The sequence below is a fragment of the Candidatus Njordibacter sp. Uisw_002 genome (genome assembly GCF_047730155.1).
Taxonomy (GTDB): domain Bacteria; phylum Pseudomonadota; class Gammaproteobacteria; order Pseudomonadales; family Balneatricaceae; genus Njordibacter.
Window position 1 is genome coordinate 1,025,246 of sequence record NZ_CP159832.1, and the last position, 20,770, is coordinate 1,046,015.

General features: G+C 40.9%; 20 protein-coding genes. 12 read left to right on the forward strand and 8 right to left on the reverse strand.

What is annotated here, in order from left to right:
- From nadA to ABXT42_RS04905, 3 genes are all read left to right on the forward strand, one after another.
- Positions 1-1,068, forward strand: a complete 1,068-nt coding sequence (nadA, locus tag ABXT42_RS04895) for a quinolinate synthase NadA (protein WP_443629250.1) — start codon at positions 1-3, stop codon at positions 1,066-1,068.
- Between the two features lie 79 nt (positions 1,069-1,147).
- Entirely contained in the window at positions 1,148-1,405 is a 258-nt protein-coding gene (locus tag ABXT42_RS04900) for a sulfurtransferase TusA family protein (protein WP_443629251.1), read from the forward strand.
- 8 nt (positions 1,406-1,413) lie between these two features.
- Complete coding sequence (locus tag ABXT42_RS04905; RefSeq protein WP_443629252.1) at positions 1,414-2,472, forward strand: AI-2E family transporter; 1,059 nt, start codon at positions 1,414-1,416, stop codon at positions 2,470-2,472.
- Here ABXT42_RS04905 and ABXT42_RS04910 read toward each other — a convergent pair.
- Positions 2,450-2,923 carry a peroxiredoxin gene (locus ABXT42_RS04910; protein ID WP_443629253.1) on the reverse strand — a complete coding sequence of 158 codons (474 nt, stop codon included), beginning with the start codon at positions 2,921-2,923 and terminating at the stop codon, positions 2,450-2,452. The two genes, ABXT42_RS04905 and ABXT42_RS04910, sit on opposite strands and share 23 nt — an antisense overlap.
- 67 nt (positions 2,924-2,990) lie before the next feature.
- Here ABXT42_RS04910 and ABXT42_RS04915 point away from each other — a divergent pair, with 67 nt between their 5' ends.
- The 3 genes from ABXT42_RS04915 (at position 2,991) to ABXT42_RS04925 (ending at position 6,250) form a co-directional block, all read left to right on the forward strand.
- Positions 2,991-4,358 carry a hypothetical protein gene (locus ABXT42_RS04915; RefSeq protein ID WP_443629254.1) on the forward strand — a complete coding sequence of 456 codons (1,368 nt, stop codon included), beginning with the start codon at positions 2,991-2,993 and terminating at the stop codon, positions 4,356-4,358.
- 22 nt (positions 4,359-4,380) lie between these two features.
- A complete protein-coding gene (locus ABXT42_RS04920) occupies positions 4,381-5,340 on the forward strand; it encodes a D-2-hydroxyacid dehydrogenase (RefSeq protein WP_443629255.1) in 960 nt (319 codons plus the stop codon).
- A gap of 385 nt (positions 5,341-5,725) precedes the next feature.
- Positions 5,726-6,250, forward strand: coding sequence for a copper chaperone PCu(A)C (locus ABXT42_RS04925; protein ID WP_443629256.1), 525 nt, complete (start codon positions 5,726-5,728; stop codon positions 6,248-6,250).
- Between the two features lie 10 nt (positions 6,251-6,260).
- On the opposite strand, the gene ABXT42_RS04930 is transcribed toward ABXT42_RS04925, so the two are convergent.
- Positions 6,261-6,839, reverse strand: a complete 579-nt coding sequence (locus tag ABXT42_RS04930) for a 5-formyltetrahydrofolate cyclo-ligase (RefSeq protein ID WP_443629257.1) — start codon at positions 6,837-6,839, stop codon at positions 6,261-6,263.
- Between the two features lie 144 nt (positions 6,840-6,983).
- On the opposite strand from ABXT42_RS04930, the gene can reads away from it, so the two are divergent.
- Positions 6,984-7,616: a carbonate dehydratase gene (gene can, locus ABXT42_RS04935; RefSeq protein WP_443629258.1), complete on the forward strand. Its 633-nt coding sequence runs from the start codon at positions 6,984-6,986 to the stop codon at positions 7,614-7,616.
- A 49-nt stretch (positions 7,617-7,665) separates the two neighbouring features.
- Here can and ABXT42_RS04940 read toward each other — a convergent pair whose 3' ends face one another.
- From ABXT42_RS04940 to kynU, 3 genes are all read right to left on the reverse strand, one after another.
- A complete protein-coding gene (locus ABXT42_RS04940) occupies positions 7,666-9,273 on the reverse strand; it encodes a GMC family oxidoreductase (RefSeq protein ID WP_443629259.1) in 1,608 nt (535 codons plus the stop codon).
- A gap of 54 nt (positions 9,274-9,327) precedes the next feature.
- Positions 9,328-10,533 (reverse strand): mandelate racemase/muconate lactonizing enzyme family protein, encoded by a 1,206-nt coding sequence (locus ABXT42_RS04945; protein WP_443629260.1) that lies wholly within the window; start codon positions 10,531-10,533, stop codon positions 9,328-9,330.
- 346 nt (positions 10,534-10,879) lie between these two features.
- Positions 10,880-12,115, reverse strand: a complete 1,236-nt coding sequence (gene kynU, locus ABXT42_RS04950) for a kynureninase (RefSeq protein ID WP_443629261.1) — start codon at positions 12,113-12,115, stop codon at positions 10,880-10,882.
- 276 nt (positions 12,116-12,391) lie between these two features.
- Here kynU and ABXT42_RS04955 point away from each other — a divergent pair, with 276 nt between their 5' ends.
- A complete protein-coding gene (locus ABXT42_RS04955; RefSeq protein WP_443629262.1) occupies positions 12,392-13,495 on the forward strand; it encodes a phosphoribosylaminoimidazolesuccinocarboxamide synthase in 1,104 nt (367 codons plus the stop codon).
- Positions 13,496-13,514: 19 nt separating this feature from the next.
- Here the strand turns inward: ABXT42_RS04955 and dapA are convergent, their stop codons facing one another.
- Entirely contained in the window at positions 13,515-14,381 is an 867-nt protein-coding gene (dapA, locus tag ABXT42_RS04960) for a 4-hydroxy-tetrahydrodipicolinate synthase (protein ID WP_443629263.1), read from the reverse strand.
- A 216-nt stretch (positions 14,382-14,597) separates the two neighbouring features.
- Here dapA and ABXT42_RS04965 point away from each other — a divergent pair, with 216 nt between their 5' ends.
- The 3 genes from ABXT42_RS04965 (at position 14,598) to ABXT42_RS04975 (ending at position 17,178) form a co-directional block, all read left to right on the forward strand.
- Positions 14,598-15,917 (forward strand): uracil-xanthine permease family protein, encoded by a 1,320-nt coding sequence (locus tag ABXT42_RS04965; protein WP_443629264.1) that lies wholly within the window; start codon positions 14,598-14,600, stop codon positions 15,915-15,917.
- A 117-nt stretch (positions 15,918-16,034) separates the two neighbouring features.
- Positions 16,035-16,691, forward strand: a complete 657-nt coding sequence (locus ABXT42_RS04970; RefSeq protein WP_443629265.1) for a GntR family transcriptional regulator — start codon at positions 16,035-16,037, stop codon at positions 16,689-16,691.
- Between the two features lie 7 nt (positions 16,692-16,698).
- Positions 16,699-17,178, forward strand: coding sequence for a methylated-DNA--[protein]-cysteine S-methyltransferase (locus ABXT42_RS04975; protein ID WP_443629266.1), 480 nt, complete (start codon positions 16,699-16,701; stop codon positions 17,176-17,178).
- 52 nt (positions 17,179-17,230) lie between these two features.
- Here ABXT42_RS04975 and ABXT42_RS04980 read toward each other — a convergent pair whose 3' ends face one another.
- Together ABXT42_RS04980 and ABXT42_RS04985 are read right to left on the reverse strand one after the other, a co-directional pair.
- The gene (locus ABXT42_RS04980; protein ID WP_443629267.1) at positions 17,231-18,121 is read right to left on the reverse strand and encodes a DMT family transporter; all 891 of its coding nucleotides are present in this window, start codon (positions 18,119-18,121) and stop codon (positions 17,231-17,233) included.
- A gap of 170 nt (positions 18,122-18,291) precedes the next feature.
- Positions 18,292-19,632, reverse strand: coding sequence for an NAD(P)/FAD-dependent oxidoreductase (locus ABXT42_RS04985; protein ID WP_443629268.1), 1,341 nt, complete (start codon positions 19,630-19,632; stop codon positions 18,292-18,294).
- 161 nt (positions 19,633-19,793) lie between these two features.
- Between ABXT42_RS04985 and ABXT42_RS04990 the strand changes: the two genes are divergently transcribed.
- Positions 19,794-20,744 (forward strand): GlxA family transcriptional regulator, encoded by a 951-nt coding sequence (locus ABXT42_RS04990; RefSeq protein ID WP_443629269.1) that lies wholly within the window; start codon positions 19,794-19,796, stop codon positions 20,742-20,744.
- Positions 20,745-20,770 lie beyond the last annotated feature (26 nt).

The window sequence follows — 20,770 nt, forward strand, 5'->3', positions numbered from 1 at the left end:
ATGTCTAACAAATCTTCCTTGTTGATGAGCGATACAGATATTTCTGCAAGAGTATTAGTACAGGAACACCTTGCCCATGAACATTTACGAACGATGCCTGTTGTTCAAGATATAGAAGCACAAAAAGATCGGATTAAAAAACTACTTATAAAAAATGATGCAAGCTTAGTAGCACACTATTATACTGACGCGTTAGTGCAGGAGCTGGCAGAAGAAACGGGAGGTTGTGTATCTGATTCCCTAGAGATGGCACGTTTTGGTAGCCATTGTTCCGCGTCAACGTTAGTCGTTGCTGGGGTTCATTTTATGGGTGAAACGGCAAAAATTCTTAGCCCCAAAAAACGAGTTTTAGTGCCTACTTTAGAAGCCACATGTTCTCTTGATATTGGCTGTCCTGCCGATGAATTTACAGCTTTTTGTGATGCGCACCCGGATCACACTGTAGTGGTTTATGCCAATACATCAGCTGCTGTTAAGGCTCGTGCAGACTGGGTAGTTACTTCAGGCATTGCAGTGAAACTAATGGAATATTTGGCCACAGAAGGTAAACCTATAATCTGGGGGCCAGATCAACATTTAGGTCGATATATTGCTAATAAGACAGGCACTGAAATGTTACTTTGGCAAGGCTCGTGTATCGTTCATGACGAATTTAAAGTAATAGGGGTGAAAAATCTAAAACAGGTTTACCCCAATGCTGCTGTATTGGTTCATCCTGAGTCGTCTTATGCTATGGCAGAAATTGCAGATTTTGTAGGTTCGACCACGCAATTGATTAAAGCTGCACAAGAACTTCCTAATAAAGAGTTTATTGTAGCAACCGATCGTGGTATTTTTTATAAAATGCAACAAGCTGCTCCAGATAAACTCCTCATGGAAGCCCCCACAGCAGGTAATAGCGCCACGTGTCGAAGCTGCGCACATTGTCCTTGGATGGCGATGAATGACTTAGACAAAATAGAACAAGTGTTATTATTTGGGCATAATGAAATTGTAATTGATCCAATGCTACAACAGCGGGCTTTAAAACCTTTAAAGCGACTAATGGATTTTGCAGCTGTTAATTAAAATAGTCTAAGCGATAATAGGCCAGAACGATATTTGGCCTATTAATTTGGCCTATTAATAGGTGCTACGGGAAACTCTTATGAGCAGTGATATTACACTTGGTGTACGACGATGGCATCAGCTGCTAGATACACAAGGTCTACAATGCCCTCTACCTCTTTTAAAGGCTAAACGAGCGTTAAGCCAATTAGAAGTAGGCCAAACACTTAAAGTGCTAGCTACAGACGCTGGATCACAAAGAGATTTTTCAGCTTGGACTCGGTTAGCAGGTCATAACTTACATCAAAATCAATGTGTTGACGGCGTTTATCACTACCTCATTGAAAAAACAATTTAGGATGTTACATGTTTAAAGTATTTAGGGCTTGGTTGGATCATTTTTTTGCTGATGAGCAGGCATTATTGTTAGTGGTACTGTTAGCTGTAGGCTTGTCTGCGATATTGATTTTTGGGGCTACTTTAACACCAGTTTTTGCTAGCATAATCTTAGCTTACTTAATTTTTGGTTTGGTGCAGTGGCTAGAACGTTTTGGGGTTAACCATTTACCTGCTGTTTGGGGTATATATAGCTTATTTATAGCATTGCTTGTGGCATTCATTTTTGTTTTGCTGCCCTTACTTTGGAATCAAGCCTCCGACTTGCTAAGTGATTTGCCACTAATGCTTGAAAAGCTAAGGGACCTACTGATGCTTGTGCCAGAGAAATATCCTCAACTAGTCAGTGCAGTGCAAGTTAAGCAAATGTCTGATGCTGCTATGGCTGAGTTTGGTAACGCTGGACAATTGTTAGTTTCTTTTTCATTAGCCTCAATTGGACAATCGCTCACCTGGTTAGTCTACTTGGTATTGGTACCTATTTTGGTGTTTTTCTTTCTTAAAGACGCCCATATGATGGTGTCTTGGTTCACTTCGTTTTTACCTGTAAAACGTAATGTATTGAGCCATGTTTGGCTAGAAATGGACCAACAAATTGGCAATTATGTTCGAGGTAAAGTGCTTGAAATTTTGATTGTAGGTATTGTGTCTTACATCGCGTTTTTATGGCTAGGGTTGGATTATGCAGCACTATTAGCTATGGTTGTTGGCTTATCAGTGCTTATCCCGTATATAGGTGCCACGATTGTGACTATTCCAGTTGCCCTGATTGCTTATGTGCAATGGGGCGTTTCATCAGAATTTTATTCCTTAATGATCGCTTATGGCATTATCCAAGCACTTGATGGGAATGTGCTTGTACCACTACTTTTCTCAGAAGCGGTAAACTTGCACCCCGTTGCTATAATCGTAGCTGTTTTATTCTTTGGTAGTTTGTGGGGGCTTTGGGGCGTGTTTTTTGCCATTCCTTTGGCCACATTAATTAAAGCGGTTATGAACGCCTGGCCTAAGACGTTGCTAGTTGATTAAGGCAGTCTAAAACCAATTGAGCGTGTTGAGGCACTTTTACCGAGCGCCACTCTTGTATCAAGATGCCATCAGGGCTTATGAGAAAGGTACTGCGGTCAATGCCCATGTATTCTTTGCCATAAAGCTTTTTCAATTTAATGACATCAAATATGGCGCATAAAGCTTCACTTTCATCGCTAATTAATTCAAAGTTGTACGTATGTTTGGCTTTAAATTTTTCATGCTTTTTAATAGAATCTCTAGAGATTCCATACACTTTACAGTTAAGTGTTTCAAACTCGCTCAGTAAGTTGTTGAAGTCATGACCTTCCGTAGTACACCCTGGAGTATCATCTTTTGGGTAAAAATAAAGTACTAAAAATTGGCCTTTATGTTCATCTAAGTTGAATTCACTCTGGCTTGTCGCTGGGGCTTTTATTTGTGGAACAGATTGTCCAATACTAATGCTCATATGGGTAGTCTCAATTAAAAGTGTTATGATGTGATTTTTGTACCATCTTAAACAACTGGATGACATTTTGAAACAACAAGGTTTTGGATCTTCGCGAACTCTTTCGCTATTTTTAGCATCAATGATACTAGTGGGCTGCTCAGGCAAGCCTATTGTCAATAGTGGTGACGATAGTGTATTTAGAAATAAAAGTCTAGATTATGCAAAGTCTAAAGTGATTGATAGGATTCAGGTGCCACAAAATTTAAGTGGTGCTCAAATACAAAGCGATCTACTCACTATCCCTACTTCACAGGCCCTTGCAAAATCAAATGGTATCAAAGCGGCTCCACGGCCTGATTTTGTATTTGCTCAAGCGGGTAATGAATCGGCACATTTAACAGGAAGTTCTAACCTTAAGCAGATTAGCGTAGCGGGCAGCCTATCTAAGGTACAAGGGCAGGTCGCTCAGTTTTGGTCAAATCAAGCTGTTGCTATAGAGGCAGTATCGAATGTAAAAACTGTTGAAACACAATGGTTTTCTTTGTCTGACAACCTTAATTCTGATAATTTCATCAGTCGCTGGATTAGAAGCTTAACCAAAGCTGATGATGACATAGCATATGGGCGAGTGAAAATTGAGTTAAAAGAAATACCAAATAATCGGGTCCAATTGTCGTTATACTTTTTACAATTTACTCAATTGGAAATCACACAAAATAAAGTGATCGATTGGCAAGGCTCCGGTCGTACGCTAGCGAATGAGTCTGAAATCACATTTGAATTATTGCGCTACCTAAGTCACACATCTAAAGTGGCGCAAATAATGGATGAAAAATCCCAAAAGTACCAGATTCCCTTAATTGGGAAAGATCAATTTGATCAACCTTTAGTTCAATTGAATATGTCTTACAAAGACGCTTTTCCCAAGGTTCTTAACGCTATGTCTGCATTTGACGTAGGTAGTTATGATGAAGAGTTAAAAACTATCTATTTCACCCACACTAGTCATGTGCGTTCAGTTGAAAAAACTGGGTCTAAATCTAGTGGAATGCTAGGCTGGTTCAAAGACTTGCATAGTGGCAATGGTAATGCAGATAAATCACGTGGAATAAAACTAGACACATCATTGCTAGGTGGCGACGCAATTGAAGAGCCTATTAAAGACCTGACCATCTATTCTGCTAATTCGCAGCTAGCTACTACAACAAGTTTAGCTGATAAAAAGGGTTTTAAAGTTTGGATGGGTGGAAAAGTGGTCTACGTATTCGAAGATGAAGACCAGGGTAATGTGAGTGAGACGGGAGAATATACCTATGTTGGCCAGTTCCAATTGAGTTTTCAAACCACGTTGACTAGCGTTTATTTGCAAGTGCTAGATAATCAAGGACAACCTGCTGCTAAAGTGTATGCACAAGAAATTCTTTCAAAATTACAGTCAGAGATTAATAAGTAATTTTTTATAGGAACATTAAAGCATGGATGCAGTTATATTAGATGCAGCAACGTTAGGCCTTGAAGATCTAGATATTAACCCTCTAAGAGCTACTGTTGATAATTTGTACTGTTACCAGCAGACTCAGCCCATCGATACGCCTAGGCGCCTTGCAGGCGTGCAAATAGTCTTAGTTAATAAGGTTGTATTGGATGCTAGCGTGCTTTGTCAATTACCCCTTCTCAAACACATTATTGTACTTGCTACAGGGGTTGATAACGTTGACCTAAACGCAGCCAAAAAGTTGGGTATTAGTGTGCAAAACTGTCGTGCCTATGGAGTAGATTCAGTGGCGCAGCATTGTTTAATGTTGATGCTTACTTTGAGCACTCGAATGCTCAGCTATCGCCGCGCAATCAAGCATGGTGACTGGAGCAAAAGTGCGCAGTTTTGCATGTTAGATTATCCTGTTGAAAGTTTGTCTGGCAAAACCCTAGGTATTGTAGGATATGGCGATCTGGGTAAGGGTGTTGCTGATTTAGCTTTGGCATTTGGTATGAAGATATTGATTGCCCAAAGACCAGGTAATAACTTGGAGTCTGAGTTAGGTCGTATACCTTTAGACAAGATGTTGCCACAAGTAGATATTTTATCTTTGCATTGTCCTCTCACTCAAGATACAACTGATTTAATCGGTTGGTCTGAGTTGTGCGCTTTACCTAATTCGGCTTTTCTTATCAACTGCGCACGAGGTGGTGTGGTCAATGAATTAGCTTTGCTTAAAGCTTTAGATAAAGGCCAGATAGCAGGAGCAGGTATTGATGTTTTGACCCAAGAGCCACCGCCCAAAAACCATCCTTTGTTAACCGTACAAAGAGAAAATTTAATCATTACTCCCCACACCGCTTGGGCAAGTAGAAAAGCTCGACAAACTATTTTGTCTCAAGCTCAAGAAAACATAATGAGCATGAAGCTTGGTCAAAATTTGATTCGTCAACTCTAAGTGTTTGATTTTAAAAAGTGTCAATAGTTGACGGTTAAAGAAACGCCTTTTTTTCCTCATGTTCTTGTTATTTTTTCTTGACATCTATAACTCATTGAATTTTATAGTGCCTGTTGTGGACATTTTTTAAAGCACACTCAAGAGATAAATTAATTCCTTAGAATATCTGATATTTACTGATTGACATCTATAACCTATTGATTTATATAATTAAAAATAAACTTGGTTGTTTTTTGACCAGTTTGTTGACAGTGCCTGTATAGGGGGCTTTGGGGCTTTTTTCCAATATTTGTTAACAGTGTTATCCACAGGTTGTGTGCATAAAATTAGTAAGTGCTTAAACTCAATGGTTTGTTGCTGAAGTTGGCGCTAGTAAACTTTAATAATGGCTTCTTTGAGTGTTTTTTATATCTTTTTTGTTGATATAATAACGAAAATTTTGAATCATAATATAAGGAAGAAAATGAAATTTTTTAGACTAATGCTGATATTCATTGCCATGGTATCTACGAATGTTTTTGCTAATCTGCTAGCCATTGATCAAGTTAAGTTTTCTAATGCGTGGGTTAAGATGCCCATGCCTGGAATGCATATGACTGCCGGATTTGTAGACATAGAAAACCTCTCTGACAAGGACATAAAGTTAGTTGCTGTGAGGACTCCTGTTAGCAAGGTAGCAGAACTGCATACAATGGTTATGGTTGATAAGGTGATGCAAATGCGTCAAATCATTGGCGGATGGGTCATCGCTTCAGGTGATACATTGACATTAGGACCTGGTGGAAATCATGCAATGTTGATGGGTCTTGATCCTAATCTGAAAAATCAAACAGATGTGGCACTAGAGTTTTATATTGAAGGCATGGGGTGGATTTTAGTCCCTGCAGTGGTACAGGCGCCAAAATTCTAGCACCTAAGACCTAGTGTGAAAACGAGCGAAAACCAAGCTCTGTCACTATACCGTTAAGGGGCTGGTCATATGGTCCCTTAATTACTTGATCCATTTCTTGTGCAGCATATGCAATACCATACACTGATACATGTTTTGTTTTTCTAAGCAGCTCTAATGTGCGATCATAAAAACCACCACCATATCCCAGCCTAAATCCTCTGCTATCAAAAGCTAATAAAGGTGCCAGAATAATATCTGGTTCTAATATTTGTTTATCTTCTGTCGGCTCACGTGTACCAAAACCTGCATCTTTTAATGTATCACCTGGCTGCCACATTCGGAAAATAAGTGGTTTTTGGGCACCTAACATTACAGGCAGTACCGTGGTATGGCCCAAAGCATTAAAGGTGTTCAACAACGGCATGGGATCAAGTTCATCACCTAACGGCCAGTAGACAGCTATTACTTGGTGATTGTGAATAATATTTGAGTCTAACAATCGATTACAAACTTGTGTGCCCATATGTGGGTTTAAGTCAAAAGCGCATGCTCTTTGAAGCTTGGCTTGAACGCGTAATAACTGCTTTTGTTCATCTATAGATGACATTGTTGATACTCATAGTAGGGTAATTGTTGCCCGTTTTATTTATATGCTAGTACACACTAGATTTATCTTAAAGCATAGTTATTTTTCATTAATTGGGTGGTAAGATTATGTTTATATAACCAGTTAGGACGATTAGGGTATTTTATGGAGATTGAAGAGCTACTCAATATGAACCAAGCTTGGGCTAAAAAAGTAGCTCAAGAGCAGCCAGAGTTATTTACCACACTGGCTCAACAGCAAGCACCAAAATACTTGTGGATTGGTTGTTCTGATAGTCGTGTGCCAGCTAATGAAATTGTAGGCCTGTTACCCGGGGAGTTGTTTGTGCATCGAAACGTAGCTAATTTAGTTAAGCACGTTGATTTTAATTGCCAATCAGTCATCCAATATGCAGTTGATGTGTTGAAGGTTGAGCATATTATTGTGTGTGGCCATTACGGGTGTGGTGGCATTAAAGTCGCTTTAGAAAATACCAACGCAGGAATAAGCGACTATTGGCTGCGCTCCATTAAGGACATATTCATACGTCACCGCGAAGAACTTCAGAACTTGAATGATGAAGCTGCTTGTGTGGATCGTATGTGTGAAATTAACGTAGTGGAACAAGTGGCTAATCTAGCGCATAGTAAGATTGTACAAACCGCTTGGCAAAATAATCAAACCTTAGAAATACATGGTTGGATCTATGGCATTAATAATGGCGTAATAAAAGACTTAAACGTGAGTCATAAAGGCTCAAGCAATGTTGATAACATCTATCAAGTAGAGACTAGCTGAGTAGAGTTGCTGTAAGCTCCTATAATGCGCTGTGTTAGTCTTAGTTGGTTTATTGTTGGCCAAGTATCAAATCAGCAGCTTTGGCTGCTACCATCATGGTGGCGGCATTTGTATTGCCAGAGGTGATGTTGGGAAACACTGAGGCATCGGCAATACGAAGGCCATTAATGCCGTGTACTCTTAAGTCTTGATTTACAACCGTTTTTTGGACATTTTCTCCCATAGCGCAAGTGCCACACAAATGGTAAATAGAGCTACCATCAGTGCGAAAATACTCCAACATTTCAGCTGTTTTTTGTGTTTTTTGATTTGGTTTTTCTTGTTTTATGGTAACGGCTTTAAGCGAATTAGTCTGGCTAAGATTGCTGATTAATTTATATGCCTGGATCGCTTCTTGCTGATCCTTTTGGGTAGTTAGATAATTAAACTGCACCAACGGCGCATGGGTAGGGTTTGTACTTGCAATGTTGATGCTGCCTCGGCTAGTGGGTCTGCATGAGTTAACACAGATGAGATATCCAGAATAAGGTAATGGCTTAAGCTTTGCGTTTGGGTTTTGAGGAATTTCGTAAGACAAGGGATTAAAATAAACTTGTAAATTCGCCTGTGTTTCAACTTCACTTCCGCGAAAGAATCCACCAGCTTGGTTGACTGCCATAGACAAAGGCCCGCTGCGCTTAAAAGCGTATTTTAATCCCGCTTTAATTTTTCCTAACGTGGTGCCAAAGTCATCATTTAAAGTAGGCACTTTACTGCGAAAGTAAAAGCTTGCGCAAAAATGATCTTGCAGGTTTTGGCCCACAGCAATGAGAGAGCGCTTCACCGCAATATTATGTTTGCCCAAAAGCATAGGGTCGCCAATGCCTGAAAGTTGCAAAATTTTTGGATTAGCCACTGCCCCAGCACATAAGATAACTTCTTTACGGGCATTAATGTGTTGCAAATTGTTCTTATAATTCACCTCTAAGCCTAAGACTTGCTGCTCTTTAATGCATAATTTTTGTACGTGGGCGTTAGTCCACAAAATTAAGTTAGAGCGGTTTAAAGCGGGTTTTAAATAAGCGGTATAGCTGGAATCACGTCGGCCATTGCGAATGTTGGCCTCATAGATACCTGCACCCTCAAACTGTGCACCATTAAAGTCTGAGCTTTGTGGTAACCCTAGCTCCTTTGTGGCCTGTAAATACGGCTGACATATTGGATGGGCTCCCTCGTGCATTTGGGTTATGCCAATAGGGCCGTGTGCGCCATGATATTTATTTTGCCCTAAAGGATGTTGCTCTAGTTCTTTGAAGTAAGGTAATACATGCTCGTAACTCCAGTTTGGGTTTCCTGCAGCTGCCCAGTCATCAAAGTCTTGAGCTTGGCCTCGAACATAGATCATGGCATTGATCGAACCAGACCCCCCTAGACACTTTCCTCTAGGCACATAAATACTGCGATTATTTAAATTTGGCTCAGCTTGGCTGTAGTGCATATAATTATAACGTGGGTGATAATAGGTGCTACTAAACCCAGCAGGTACACTAATCCAAGGGTTAAGGAGCGTCCCACCGGCTTCTAATAACAATACAGTGTAGCGACCACACTGTGTAAGCTTGTTAGCTAACACACAGCCCGCCGAGCCTGCCCCTACAATAATGTAATCCACTTCCATAATTATCTACCCTATTGCACGCCAAACTTTAAATCCCAGCAACTGAGTCTATGTTTAATTATTTGCGTGTTCATTGTAGACTTTGCTATCCATTGATAAGTGTAAAGCTTTGCCTTTGTATGGCGAATTGGCCTTAACTACATCCATGTCTAACTCTATGCCCAAACCTGGTTTTGCATTAGGAATAATATATCCATCTTGCCAGTCAATTTTTTCTTTTACTACTTGTGCATGAAACCCATCCCAAGTGCCTATGCTTTCCTGAATTAAAAAGTTGGGTGTGGCTGTGGCTAACTGAATACTAGCAGCTGCACCAATGGGGCCATTATATAAATGGGGTGCTATTTGGCAATAATATACTTCGGCCAAAGCAGCAATCTTTTTAGCTTCTAAAATGCCACCCACGCGGCCTAGGTTCATTTGTAATATAGAAGCAGCATTGTGTTTCAAGACATCATGAAATTCATACTTGGTCGTTAAGCGTTCACCGGTAGCTATAGGAATACTAGTTTTTGATGCTACTCTTGCCATTGCTTCAGGTTGGCCAGGGGGAACAGGTTCTTCAAACCACAATGGGTCAAAGGGTTCTATACGCTGAGCCAAACGAATAGCAGAAGCTGGGGTCATTTGTCCGTGGGTTCCAAATAATAAGTCACAATTACTGCCCACAGCATCACGAATTTTACGACAAAAAGTTTCACATTTATCTAAAGCTGTTAGTGATATTTGATGTCCAGAGTAGTCACTATAAGGGCCAGCAGGGTCAAATTTTAAAGCAGTAAAGCCTCGTTCCATATTCATCAAAGCACATTCTACTGCTAAATCTGGGCAATTATAATCATATTCACCCTTCTTGTTAGTAGGGTAGAGGTAGGTGTAGGAACGTAGCTTATCATGCACTTTTCCGCCTATTAGTTCATATACTGGCTTGCCTGCAGCTTTACCAATAATGTCCCAGCAAGCTATTTCTAAGCCACTAAACGCCCCCATCATTGTCAGATCTGGGCGTTGGGTAAAACCACTGGAATAGCACTGGCGATAAAACCGTTCAATATGATGTGGATCGTGGCCTTTTAAGTAACGATCAAAGACGTCATCTAAAGCCTTCACCATCACTTCTGGATGAAAAGTTGATGCATATACTTCCCCAACACCCTGGATGCCACAGTTTGTCTCTAAGTTGACAAAAATCCAATACATGCCACCAACGTGCGGAGGGGGTACAGCCACAATATGGCTTTGCATGGCAACTATTTTCATAATATGTCTCGTTTGGGTATTTATATAAGCGTTAAGCAGAAATATAGCTTATTTGTGGAATGTTGCGCGAGTATTTTTCACATTGATTCTGATTAACATTAAAAGATGCTATTTGAAAGTAACGTTAAGCTTTAGGTTCAGCTAAGCCCCATAACAATAAAACGTATGTAACATGTTTGGTTTACCATACACCATGGCAGCATAAGATATTTATTCACCTGATTTTTAAGTGAGTTGAACCAAGTTTTTGAACAATGTTTGGTTGGCTATAATCGTACTAAATTTGGCTCATGGTTGTAGCTCCAATGGTTTCATGGTTTTTTTCAGGTAAAAAGACCTAGTAAACCTAAGTAACTGCCTGCCTGTGTAAAAATTCAGGTTGATTCCAGCTCTCTTGTAGCATGATGTCCTCTAATGCTTCCACGGTATCCCAAAGGTCTACGTATCTTAAATAAAGTGGGGTAAAACCAAAGCGCAGGGTCTTGGGGGCTCTAAAATCCCCTATAATATTACGTGCAATCAAAGCTTGCATTATAGCGTAGCCTTGGGTGTGAGCCAGTGATACGTGACTGCCTCGTTGTTCATCATCTGTGGGAGACTCAACCCCAAACTGGGGGCAGCGTTGTTGGATTAATTGTATGAACAAGTTTCCCATAAGCTGTGATTTGACTCTTACCAAATGCATATCAACACTTAACATCAGGTTTAGTGCAACTTCTAGAGCGGCATTAGCTAACACAGGAGGGGTGCCACACATTGCTTGTTGAATACCCGCTGCGCCTTGGTAGTCATCTTCAAAATCAAAAGGTTTTGCGTGGCCTAGCCATCCAGTAAGTGGTTGCTCAAAAAGATCTTGATGTTGGGCTGCAACATACAAGAAGGCGGGCGAACCTGGGCCACCGTTAAGGTATTTATAAGTGCAACCAACAGCTAAGTCGACATTGATTTCATCCAAGTTGATTGGCATCGCACCTACTGAATGTGATAAGTCCCACATCATTAATGAGCCTTTTTTCTGTGTCATTTGAGTAACACTGGCCATGTCCCACATAGCGCCTGTTTTAAAGTGAACGTGAGTTAACAGCACTAGTGCAGTATCCTCATCAATAGCACTTAACACTTGCTCACGGGGTAGGGCAATAACTTCAACTTTGTTTCCCAGTAATTTGGCCAAGCCTTGCAGTAAATAAAGGTCGGTAGCAAAGTTACCTATTTCAGTGATCAGTTTGCTCCGGCCTGGTCGCATTTTAACGGCTGCAGCGGCTAATTTAAAAATATTGACAGACGTGGTGTCACAGACTAGTACTTGAGCTTTTTTAGACCCTATAAGTTGCGCAACTTTATCCCCTAGCTTGGTTGGCTTTTCCATCCATTGATGAGTATTCCAACTGCGAATTAAGCCATTTCCCCATTGCTGGGTTACCACCTGGCTGATGTGATTAGCAGTCGCCCTGGGTAAAACGCCAAGTGAGTTTCCATCAAGATAAACCAGACCTTCTTCTAAGCAGAACTTTTCTCTCATCGGTGCTAGCTGATCATGTTTGTCTAATTGCTCAAAATATTGGCGGGCTAACGGTGTCATGTTGATACTCGGTTAAATAGTGTTTGGGAGCAATGATTGACTTATTTTTAGAGAATCGAAAATTCTTGCTCAAATGTGTACTTTAAGTTTACCAATTTTTATGCTCATACGTACAAATCTCAATAGTTGATAGGATGCACCGTTTAGTTAATACATAGTAATGTTAGATATATTTCAAGTGGTACAAAAATATACCTCACTTTAACTGCTAACTAGCTGCGCCAAGAGAATAATTTAGGTAAAATTGTAGACTAACTTGTTTTAGAAAACTTCTATATGTCTGCTTTTTATAACGTACTTGCTACCAACGATGATTTACCTATTGCAACAGATTTACCTGTGCACAGTGGTAAAGTGCGCAGTGTTTATTGGCTAAGTGAAAAACAAAGTAAACGTTTAATCGCGGCCAAGGGATATAATGTTGCGCCAAATGCACCCTTAGCTGTGATGGTCATTAGCGATCGCATTTCTGCATTTGATTGTATTTGGCATGCAGAAGGTGGCTTACAGGGTGTGCCAGGTAAAGGTGCGGCATTAAATGCAGTAGCTAACCATTGGTTTGCTCGTTTTCGTGAGTCTGGGCTTGCAGATAGCCATATCGTTGATACACCTCACCCGTTAGTGTGGATAGTACAAAAAGCTAGGCCTGTTATGGTAGAAGCCATCGCTCGTCAGTATATTACTGGATCTATGTGGCGTTCATATGCGCTAGGTGAACGGGAGTTTTGTGGCCTTACTTTGCCAGAGGGCTTGCAGCAAGATCAATGCTTGCCAGAGCTACTTATTACTCCCTCTACTAAAGGCGTTTTAAAAGGTATACCTAATGTACCAGAAGTAGATGATGTGAATGTCACTAGAACAGACTTAGAAGCTAATTATAAAGCGTTTAATTTCACCACGCCTGCCGACATAAATCGTTATGAAAGGTTACTACGTGATGGCTTTAGTATAATTAGCCAAGACCTGGCCGCACACGACCAAATTTTCGTTGATACAAAGTTTGAATTTGGGTATGTCACAGATGCTAATGGCGTTGAACAGCTCATTTACATGGATGAAGTGGGCACCCCAGATTCATCAAGAATTTGGGACGGACAAGCGTTAAGGGCTGGCAAGGTAGTTGAGAATTCTAAAGAAGGGTTTAGGCAGTTTTTATTGAATCATTTTGATGATCCAGATATTTTGCTAAATAAACAGCGCATGCACGAACGAACAGCATTAGCTAAGAACAATGCGTTGCCGTTAGAAGCGCTACTAAATATTTCAAATACCTATGTAGGTATTGCAGAAAAAATTACAGGCCGCAAACTCCAGGTGAGTCAGCAGCCTAAGGAAGAGATCATAGACGTATTAAATCAAGAGTATGGGTTGATCCGCTAATACACAGATGACCGACCAATTAACCCATTAAGTGCTGTAAGCTATCCAATGTGGCCTTGCTTTTTGCGCTTAGTGGCATTACGGGTAAGCGGGTTTCTTCTGTGCATAAGCCAACTAAAGAAGCCGCGTACTTCACGCCAGCTGGGCTTGGCTCATTAAACATCGCCACGTGCAGTGGAGTAAGCTCATCGTGAATACGTTTGGCTTCCTTATAATCACCATTAAGGCAGGCTGTTTGCATAGCCGAACAACGGCTAGGTGCAACGTTAGCTGTGACAGAAATACATCCATTACCGCCTACGGCATTGTAGGCCACAGCTGCTAAATCATCACCTGAAAGATAAGAAAAATCATTACCTAAAGCCATGCGCTCTAAACTGATTCGCGAAACATCTCCAGTAGCATCCTTGACTCCCACAACGTTAGGTAAAGCAGCTAATTTAGCCATAGTCTGTGGTTCAATATCAACAATTGCCCTTGGTGGAATATTATAAATAACCATAGGGATGTCTACGCCTTGAGCAATGTACTCAAAATGAGCGTAAAGCCCGTCTTGATTGGGTCGGTTGTAATAACCAGCTACGCATAATATCGCGTCTGCGCCTAATTCTTTAGCGTGGCGAGCATAAGCTAAAGCTTCAACTGGGTTGTTAGAGCCTGCGCCTGCAATAACTGGCACACGTCCATTATTTTCTTCAACAACAATCTCTACAACTCGTTTGTGCTCAGTTTCAGACAAAGTAGGAGATTCGCCAGTGGTACCTACAGGGACTAAACCATGAGTACCTTTATCTAGCTGCCAGTTAACGATGCGCCGCAATGCAGACTCATCTAACTTGCCATTTTTAAAAGGGGTAACTAAAGCGACGTATGAACCACTGAACATTGAGTTGTCTCCTAAGACTTTATATAGTTGATTTTAAACCTATGTTAGGGCATCAACAAGCGGCAATGGAGGTTATTTTCTATGGTATATACATTAAGATAAAAAGGTGACAAAATATTGTTAACAATCTGTCAATTAAGCTCAGGTTGCTGAAGTAACAAATGTATCAATAATAATAATTAGAGATCCAGAGATTTCTATATAAGAGAGTATAATATGTCAAAAGTAAATTCCTCCGTTTACAGTGATGCAAACGTAACTCCCCCCATGGGGCAGGCCTTAGCGCTAGGTCTGCAACATGTTCTTGCGATGTTTGCCTCTAACGTAACACCTTCAATTATTGTTGCTGGCGCGGCTGGTTTAGCCTTTGGTGGCGAACAACAGGTGTATTTAATTCAGATGGCGATGTTATTTGCAGGTATCGCAACTTTGTTCCAAACTGTGGGTATTGGCCCTGTTGGTTCTAGATTGCCCATCATGCAAGGTACAAGTTTTGCCTTTGTTGGTGTGCTTGCAGGAATTGCAGCAACGCAAGGTCTTGGAGTCGCTTTGACCTCATGTATCATTGCTGGTGTGATCCACTTTGCTTTGGGTGCGGTCATCGTTAGAATTCGCAGCTGGTTCCCTCCTTTGGTTACAGGTTTAGTTATTTTAGCAATTGGTTTGTACCTTATTCCTGTTGGCATTAAGTATGCCGCAGGTGGTGCAGCCGACTTCCAAATGTCTGCAGATAGCTTTGGATCTTTGCAGCACTGGTCTGTTGCTTTAACAGTGATCATAGTAGCTTTGGTGGTTAAATTTAAAACCTCTGGTACATTGTCAAATGCGGCAATCTTGATTGGTCTTATCGCTGGTTATGCACTTGCATACTTCATGGGCATGGTTAACTTTGGTTCAGTTGCAAAGGCAAGCTGGATTACCGGCCTACAAGTGATGCCTTTTGGCTTCGAGTTTAACTTAGGTGCTGTGATCGGAGTTACTTTGGTATCAATCGTTTCTGCAGTTGAAACTGTGGGCGATGCTTCAGCAACGACCAAAGCAGGTGCTAACCGCGAAGCAACAGATGAAGAAATATCTGGCGCAACCTACGCAGACGGTCTGGGTACGGCAGTTGCTGGTGTTTTTGGTGGTTTGCCAAACACTTCATTCAGCCAAAATGTGGGCATCGTTGGCATGACTGGCGTGATGAGTCGTCATGTTGTGACCATTGCAGGTGTGTTAATGCTTTTGTGTGGTCTGTTACCTAAAGTTGGTGCAACTATCGCTTCAATGCCTTTCCCAGTTCTTGGTGGTGGTGTAATCGTAATGTTTGGTATGGTTGCTTCAGCAGGACTTAATGTTTTGTCAGAAGTGAAAATGAACCGTCGTAACATGATTATTATTGCAATATCACTAGCGGTGGGCCTAGGTCTTAACTTAGTGCCAAATGCTGTACAACATTTGCCAGGCATATGGAAAACTCTTGCTACTTCAGCAGTTGCTCCAACTGCGTTCTTAGCAATTTTGTTAAACCAGATTTTGCCTGAAGAAGATTAATTAAGTAGCAATTCTAGATAATCTTTAACATGTAAAAAGGGCAACTAAGGTTGCCCTTTTTTGTATTTAACTATAAGTATGGAGTGCTTTGTGGGTATAAGGGACACGACAGTAACAGTGCAAACCATTGTTGATGCAATAGTTAATGATGTTATGGAGCAGCGCATTGGACCAGGTGCACGTTTAAGTGAAAAATCTCTATGTGAGCGTTTTGATATAAGAAGAATGTATGTAAGAAGAGCCTTATTAACATTAGCCAATAAAGGTATTGTAGAATTACAAGCCAATAAAGGTGCTCGTATTCGTAAACCAACATTTCAACAAGCAGTTATTTTATTTGAAACTCGAAGGTCTATTGAGTCTATAATTATTCAAAATGTTGTGCGTCAAAGAAGTGATGCGGATATTGATAAGCTCAACGCTCATATGAAGCTAGAAGAAGAGGCCTTTGTTAATAATGACCGTAATGAACTGATTCGCTTGTCTGGTGAATTTCATTTACTGATTGCTAGTTTTCAAAACAATCATTTACTGGCCGGGTTTATGCAATCTTTGGTTACAGAATCCAGTTTAATCACAGCTATGTATGGTCAGCACAGTTTTTCAAACTGTCCTCCAAGTGAGCATCGCGACTTAGTTAAGGCAATAAAAAATCAACATCCAAAGGCTGCGTTAAATTTGATGTTAGCGCATTTAAATCATATCGAAGCCGATTTGGCCATTAGTCATGGCAAGAGCTTAGAGCTTGTGGCGATAGCATTGAGTGAACAATAGGTGAAAAATGTCATTTGAATATACGTATATTGATTCTCCAGTGGGTAAACTATTACTGGCAGGTGAAAATGAAGTAATACATTATGTGAGTTTCCCAAGTGGAAAAATGCACTTTCAGCCAAAACCGGACTGGCAATATAATCCAGCCACATTATCTCAAGCTCGACAGCAAATAGCCGCTTACTTTGCAGGCCAATTAAAGCAATTTGATTTAGCGATAGCGCCAAATGGGAGTGTATTTCAAATGCAGGTGTTAGATGCATTACAACAAATTCCCTTTGGTGAAATGCGAAGTTACAAAGACATTGCACATACCATAGGCAGGCCTCAATCTATGCGAGCTGTAGGTGCTGCAAACGGGCGCAACCCAATTCCATTGATTATTCCTTGCCATCGTGTGATAGGTGCCAATGGCAGCCTCACAGGCTTTGGAGGAGGAGTAGACACAAAAGCATTTCTTCTGCGCCTAGAGGGCGCAATAAACTAGACATCTAGTCATTTATTTTCTAGCGTACTTAGTGCTGTTTTTTTAATCAATACTACTGTGTAATGCTATTGCTTATAGGCTTATTATTAGTACTATGTTTGAAGTAGGTATACACCCCAGTAAGTGTCACTAAACTTCCTACTAACTGCAATAATGTCAGAGTCTCGCCTAAAATTAAATACCCAAATATCAAAGTGTATATTGGTTGTAATAATATAAAACCGGCCAAACGCCCCATACCATGGCGGTGCACTAACCCATACCAAAAGCTGTAAGCTAAAATAGAAGAGCACAAAACCACATACATTATAGTTAGTATAGTGCTGGTGGTGAACTGTGCCAGTATTGCCACATTGTCAGCTTGCAATAAATAGGCTACAAAGCACAAAGGCGCAGTAATGATGGCAATCCAAAATTGAATGGCAAGGACTGGTAATTCCTTTAGTTTGCGAATTTGAATATTACCGATGGCCCACATAAAGGTGCTAAGAATCACAATGAACATACCCCATTGAAGGTCGCTTTCACCTGTGAGTAAGGTAGGAAGCATTGCGCCTAAAGTAGCAACGATAATAGCTAAGGTTTGTACGAGTGTAATGCGTTCATTTAGAAATAAATAACTTAGTAAAGCAGAAAAGGGCGCTGATAATAAAAAACATACGCTAGCAACCACCCCAGGAACAATGGAAAGGCCAACTGCTAAAAGATAAAAATGTCCTAAGCCCATGACTAAAGCAATAGGCAGCAATGGGCGCAACTGCGCGATCGTTATTTTCACAAAGGGCAAAAGTACTACAGCCAACAATAAAAACCGTGCTGATGTAAATAATAAAGGGTCCATGTCTGTAACGATTGCTTTCATAGCGACCATGTTGACGCCCCAAATAGCGGTCACTAAGATTGCTCCCAAAGCAGGATTACCTAACCAATCTATTTGTCTCAAACTTGTGTCCTTATTGGCAATTGCAAATTTCGCTTAGTTTACTAAGTTGTGCTGTTTATACCCAGTGGAGGATATCTTAGCATAAACAGTGTTAATCTTTAGCCACAAAAAAGCCCTGGTATACAGGGCTTTTTTTGTTTATTTTTACTTAAACTAGTTCGATTTTATCTTTATGACCAAGGGAATGGACTACTCGATACAGGGTGCAGCTTGCCTTGCTCGTAACGGCCTAAACGAAACGGTTCAAGCAAGTGATGGCTTTGGCCAGTAACAATTTCATTAGCTACCAATTTTCCCACGCCTAACATTTTGTAACCGTGATTAGAGTCTGCAATAAAGTATGCGTTGTCGTGGAATACGTCAAAAATAGGAAAAGAGTCTGGGGTAAAGCAACCAATACCGCCACTTGGCTCATCTTTAAATTTAGGCATAGTACCTTCAAAACGCTTTTGGCAATGAGCCAAAGCAGAAACCCACATATGAGCAAACTCAGCGCCAACTACAAACTCTGGAGAATCTGGGCCATATGGGTCAACAGCGACTTCGTCTGGATGTGTTTTTACTGGGAACGGCGCAGCACCACCTTGAACACCACCAAAATGGAAGTCAGGCTTGTAATAGATGCCCCACATTTCGTCAGTGACCAAGCTTCCATCAACACAAGAGTATAGGGGAGCATTAGAGTCTACATGGATAACAGGCGGCATGTTGCCATCGTTGTCTACTTGTAGTTTAGGATCGACTCCCAAAGTGCCTTCTTGTAAAGACCAATAAATCCACATTGGAATGTCTGTATGAATAATGTCGTCGGCACCTTTAATGCTAACTGTTGCAGGTAACTCCAACATTTCCCATAAGCTTTTCGCCCATGGGCCCGCACCTATGACTACATAATCACAGGCAATGTTACCTTTATCTGTTTCAACGTGAGTAACGCAGCCTTCATTGCGAGTAAAACCAGTAACAGTGACTCCACTGATAATGCGAATATTTTCGTTTTCCACCTTAGAGGCAAGACCATACATTGCTTTGGTGTTATTGGCGTAACCACCTTTGGCTTCGTGTAATACTGAGGTGATTCCTTGAGCTTGCCAATCATGAAAGATACCTTTCATGTATTTAGTACAATCTGCTTCGCCTTCAATAAAAGTAGAAGGATAGTCAATAGCTTGTTGTTGGTTGTAGATTGTAGCTACGTCAGCATGCATTGACTCAGGGCTGATTTGCATATAACCCACTGGATGGTATGAGTAGGCTTGCATGTCTGATTCCCAAACCTCTACAGAATGAGCCATTAATTCACGCATCGCTGGCTGGAAGTAGTTGTTACGAACTACACCACATGCAATGCCTGTGGCTCCTGCTGCGATGCCATTTTTATCAAGGATAATAATGTCACGTCCATCACCTTTACCACTGGCTTTAAGTTCTAAAGCCAGATGGTAAGCAGTACTTAAACCATGAATACCAGCGCCTACAATGACGTAGGGTGAAGAAGAAGGAAAGGCCATAATGGACTCCTGTTGGGTTTGTAAAATATTCAACTGTGAATAATAATGCGCTTTCATGTCTAAATAAAAACCACTCAAGACGACTTTTAACGAGACAAAACCGACAATAAGAGCTAATGTGTTAAAAAATAACTTTAGAAGCTTATGTTTTAGCAGGGTTCATGATGCAACGTTTTGGCTTTTTCTTAGTACCAGGTTTCTCTATGCTCTCGTTAGCCGCTGCTGTAGAACCACTACGCATGGCCAATGCACAATCTCAAGACACTCTTTATGAGTGGGAGTTTTTGAGTTGGGACGGTGTGCCTGTTAACGCCAGTAATCAAATGGTTACGGCTCCAACAATAACTCTGGATGAAGTAAAAACCCTTGATGTATTGTTGGTCGTAGCCGGTATCAATGTGTCTTCTTACGGTGACGATCAATTCTTTGCTTGGTTGCGTCAGGCGGCTAGGCAGGTAACCTTATTAGGTGCAACCTCTACTGGGTCTTTATTGCTGGCTAAGGCAAAGTTGCTGCGGCATAAAACTTGTACTATACATTGGGAATATGTAGATAGTTTTCGTGAACAATTTACAGATGTATGGATGAGTGGCGAGTTATACGAATTTGATGGTAATTTATTTACTTGTTCTGGTGGTTCTGCTGGTTTAGACATGATGTTGCAAATTATTGCAGACCAGCATGGCTATGAGTTGGCTTTATTGGTTGCAGAACAATATATGCATCCTCATATTCGTCCACCTCATCAAGATCAAAGAATGCGCCTGCAATCGCGTTTAAACATTAATAACCCAAGAATGATCAAAGCGATTGATTTTATGCGTCAAAACTTAGAGGCCCCATTAACATGCCAAGAGCTGGCGGACGCGTCAAACATGTCCGCACGGCAAATGGAGCGCCTATTTAAGCAACATTTACAGCTAAGCCCAGGGCAATATTATTTGCACTTACGGCTTGAAAAAACTCAGCAATTGTTGCGCCAATCTAGCTTGTCCGTGTTGCAAATTGCTACCGCTTGTGGCTTTAGCTCCACATCTTACCTTGCGCGGTGTTATCAAAAAAAGTATAGCTGTTCTCCAAGGCAAGAGCGTGCGCGTAATAGTAATCGTTAGTTATGGCTGGAGTGGTCAAAATATGC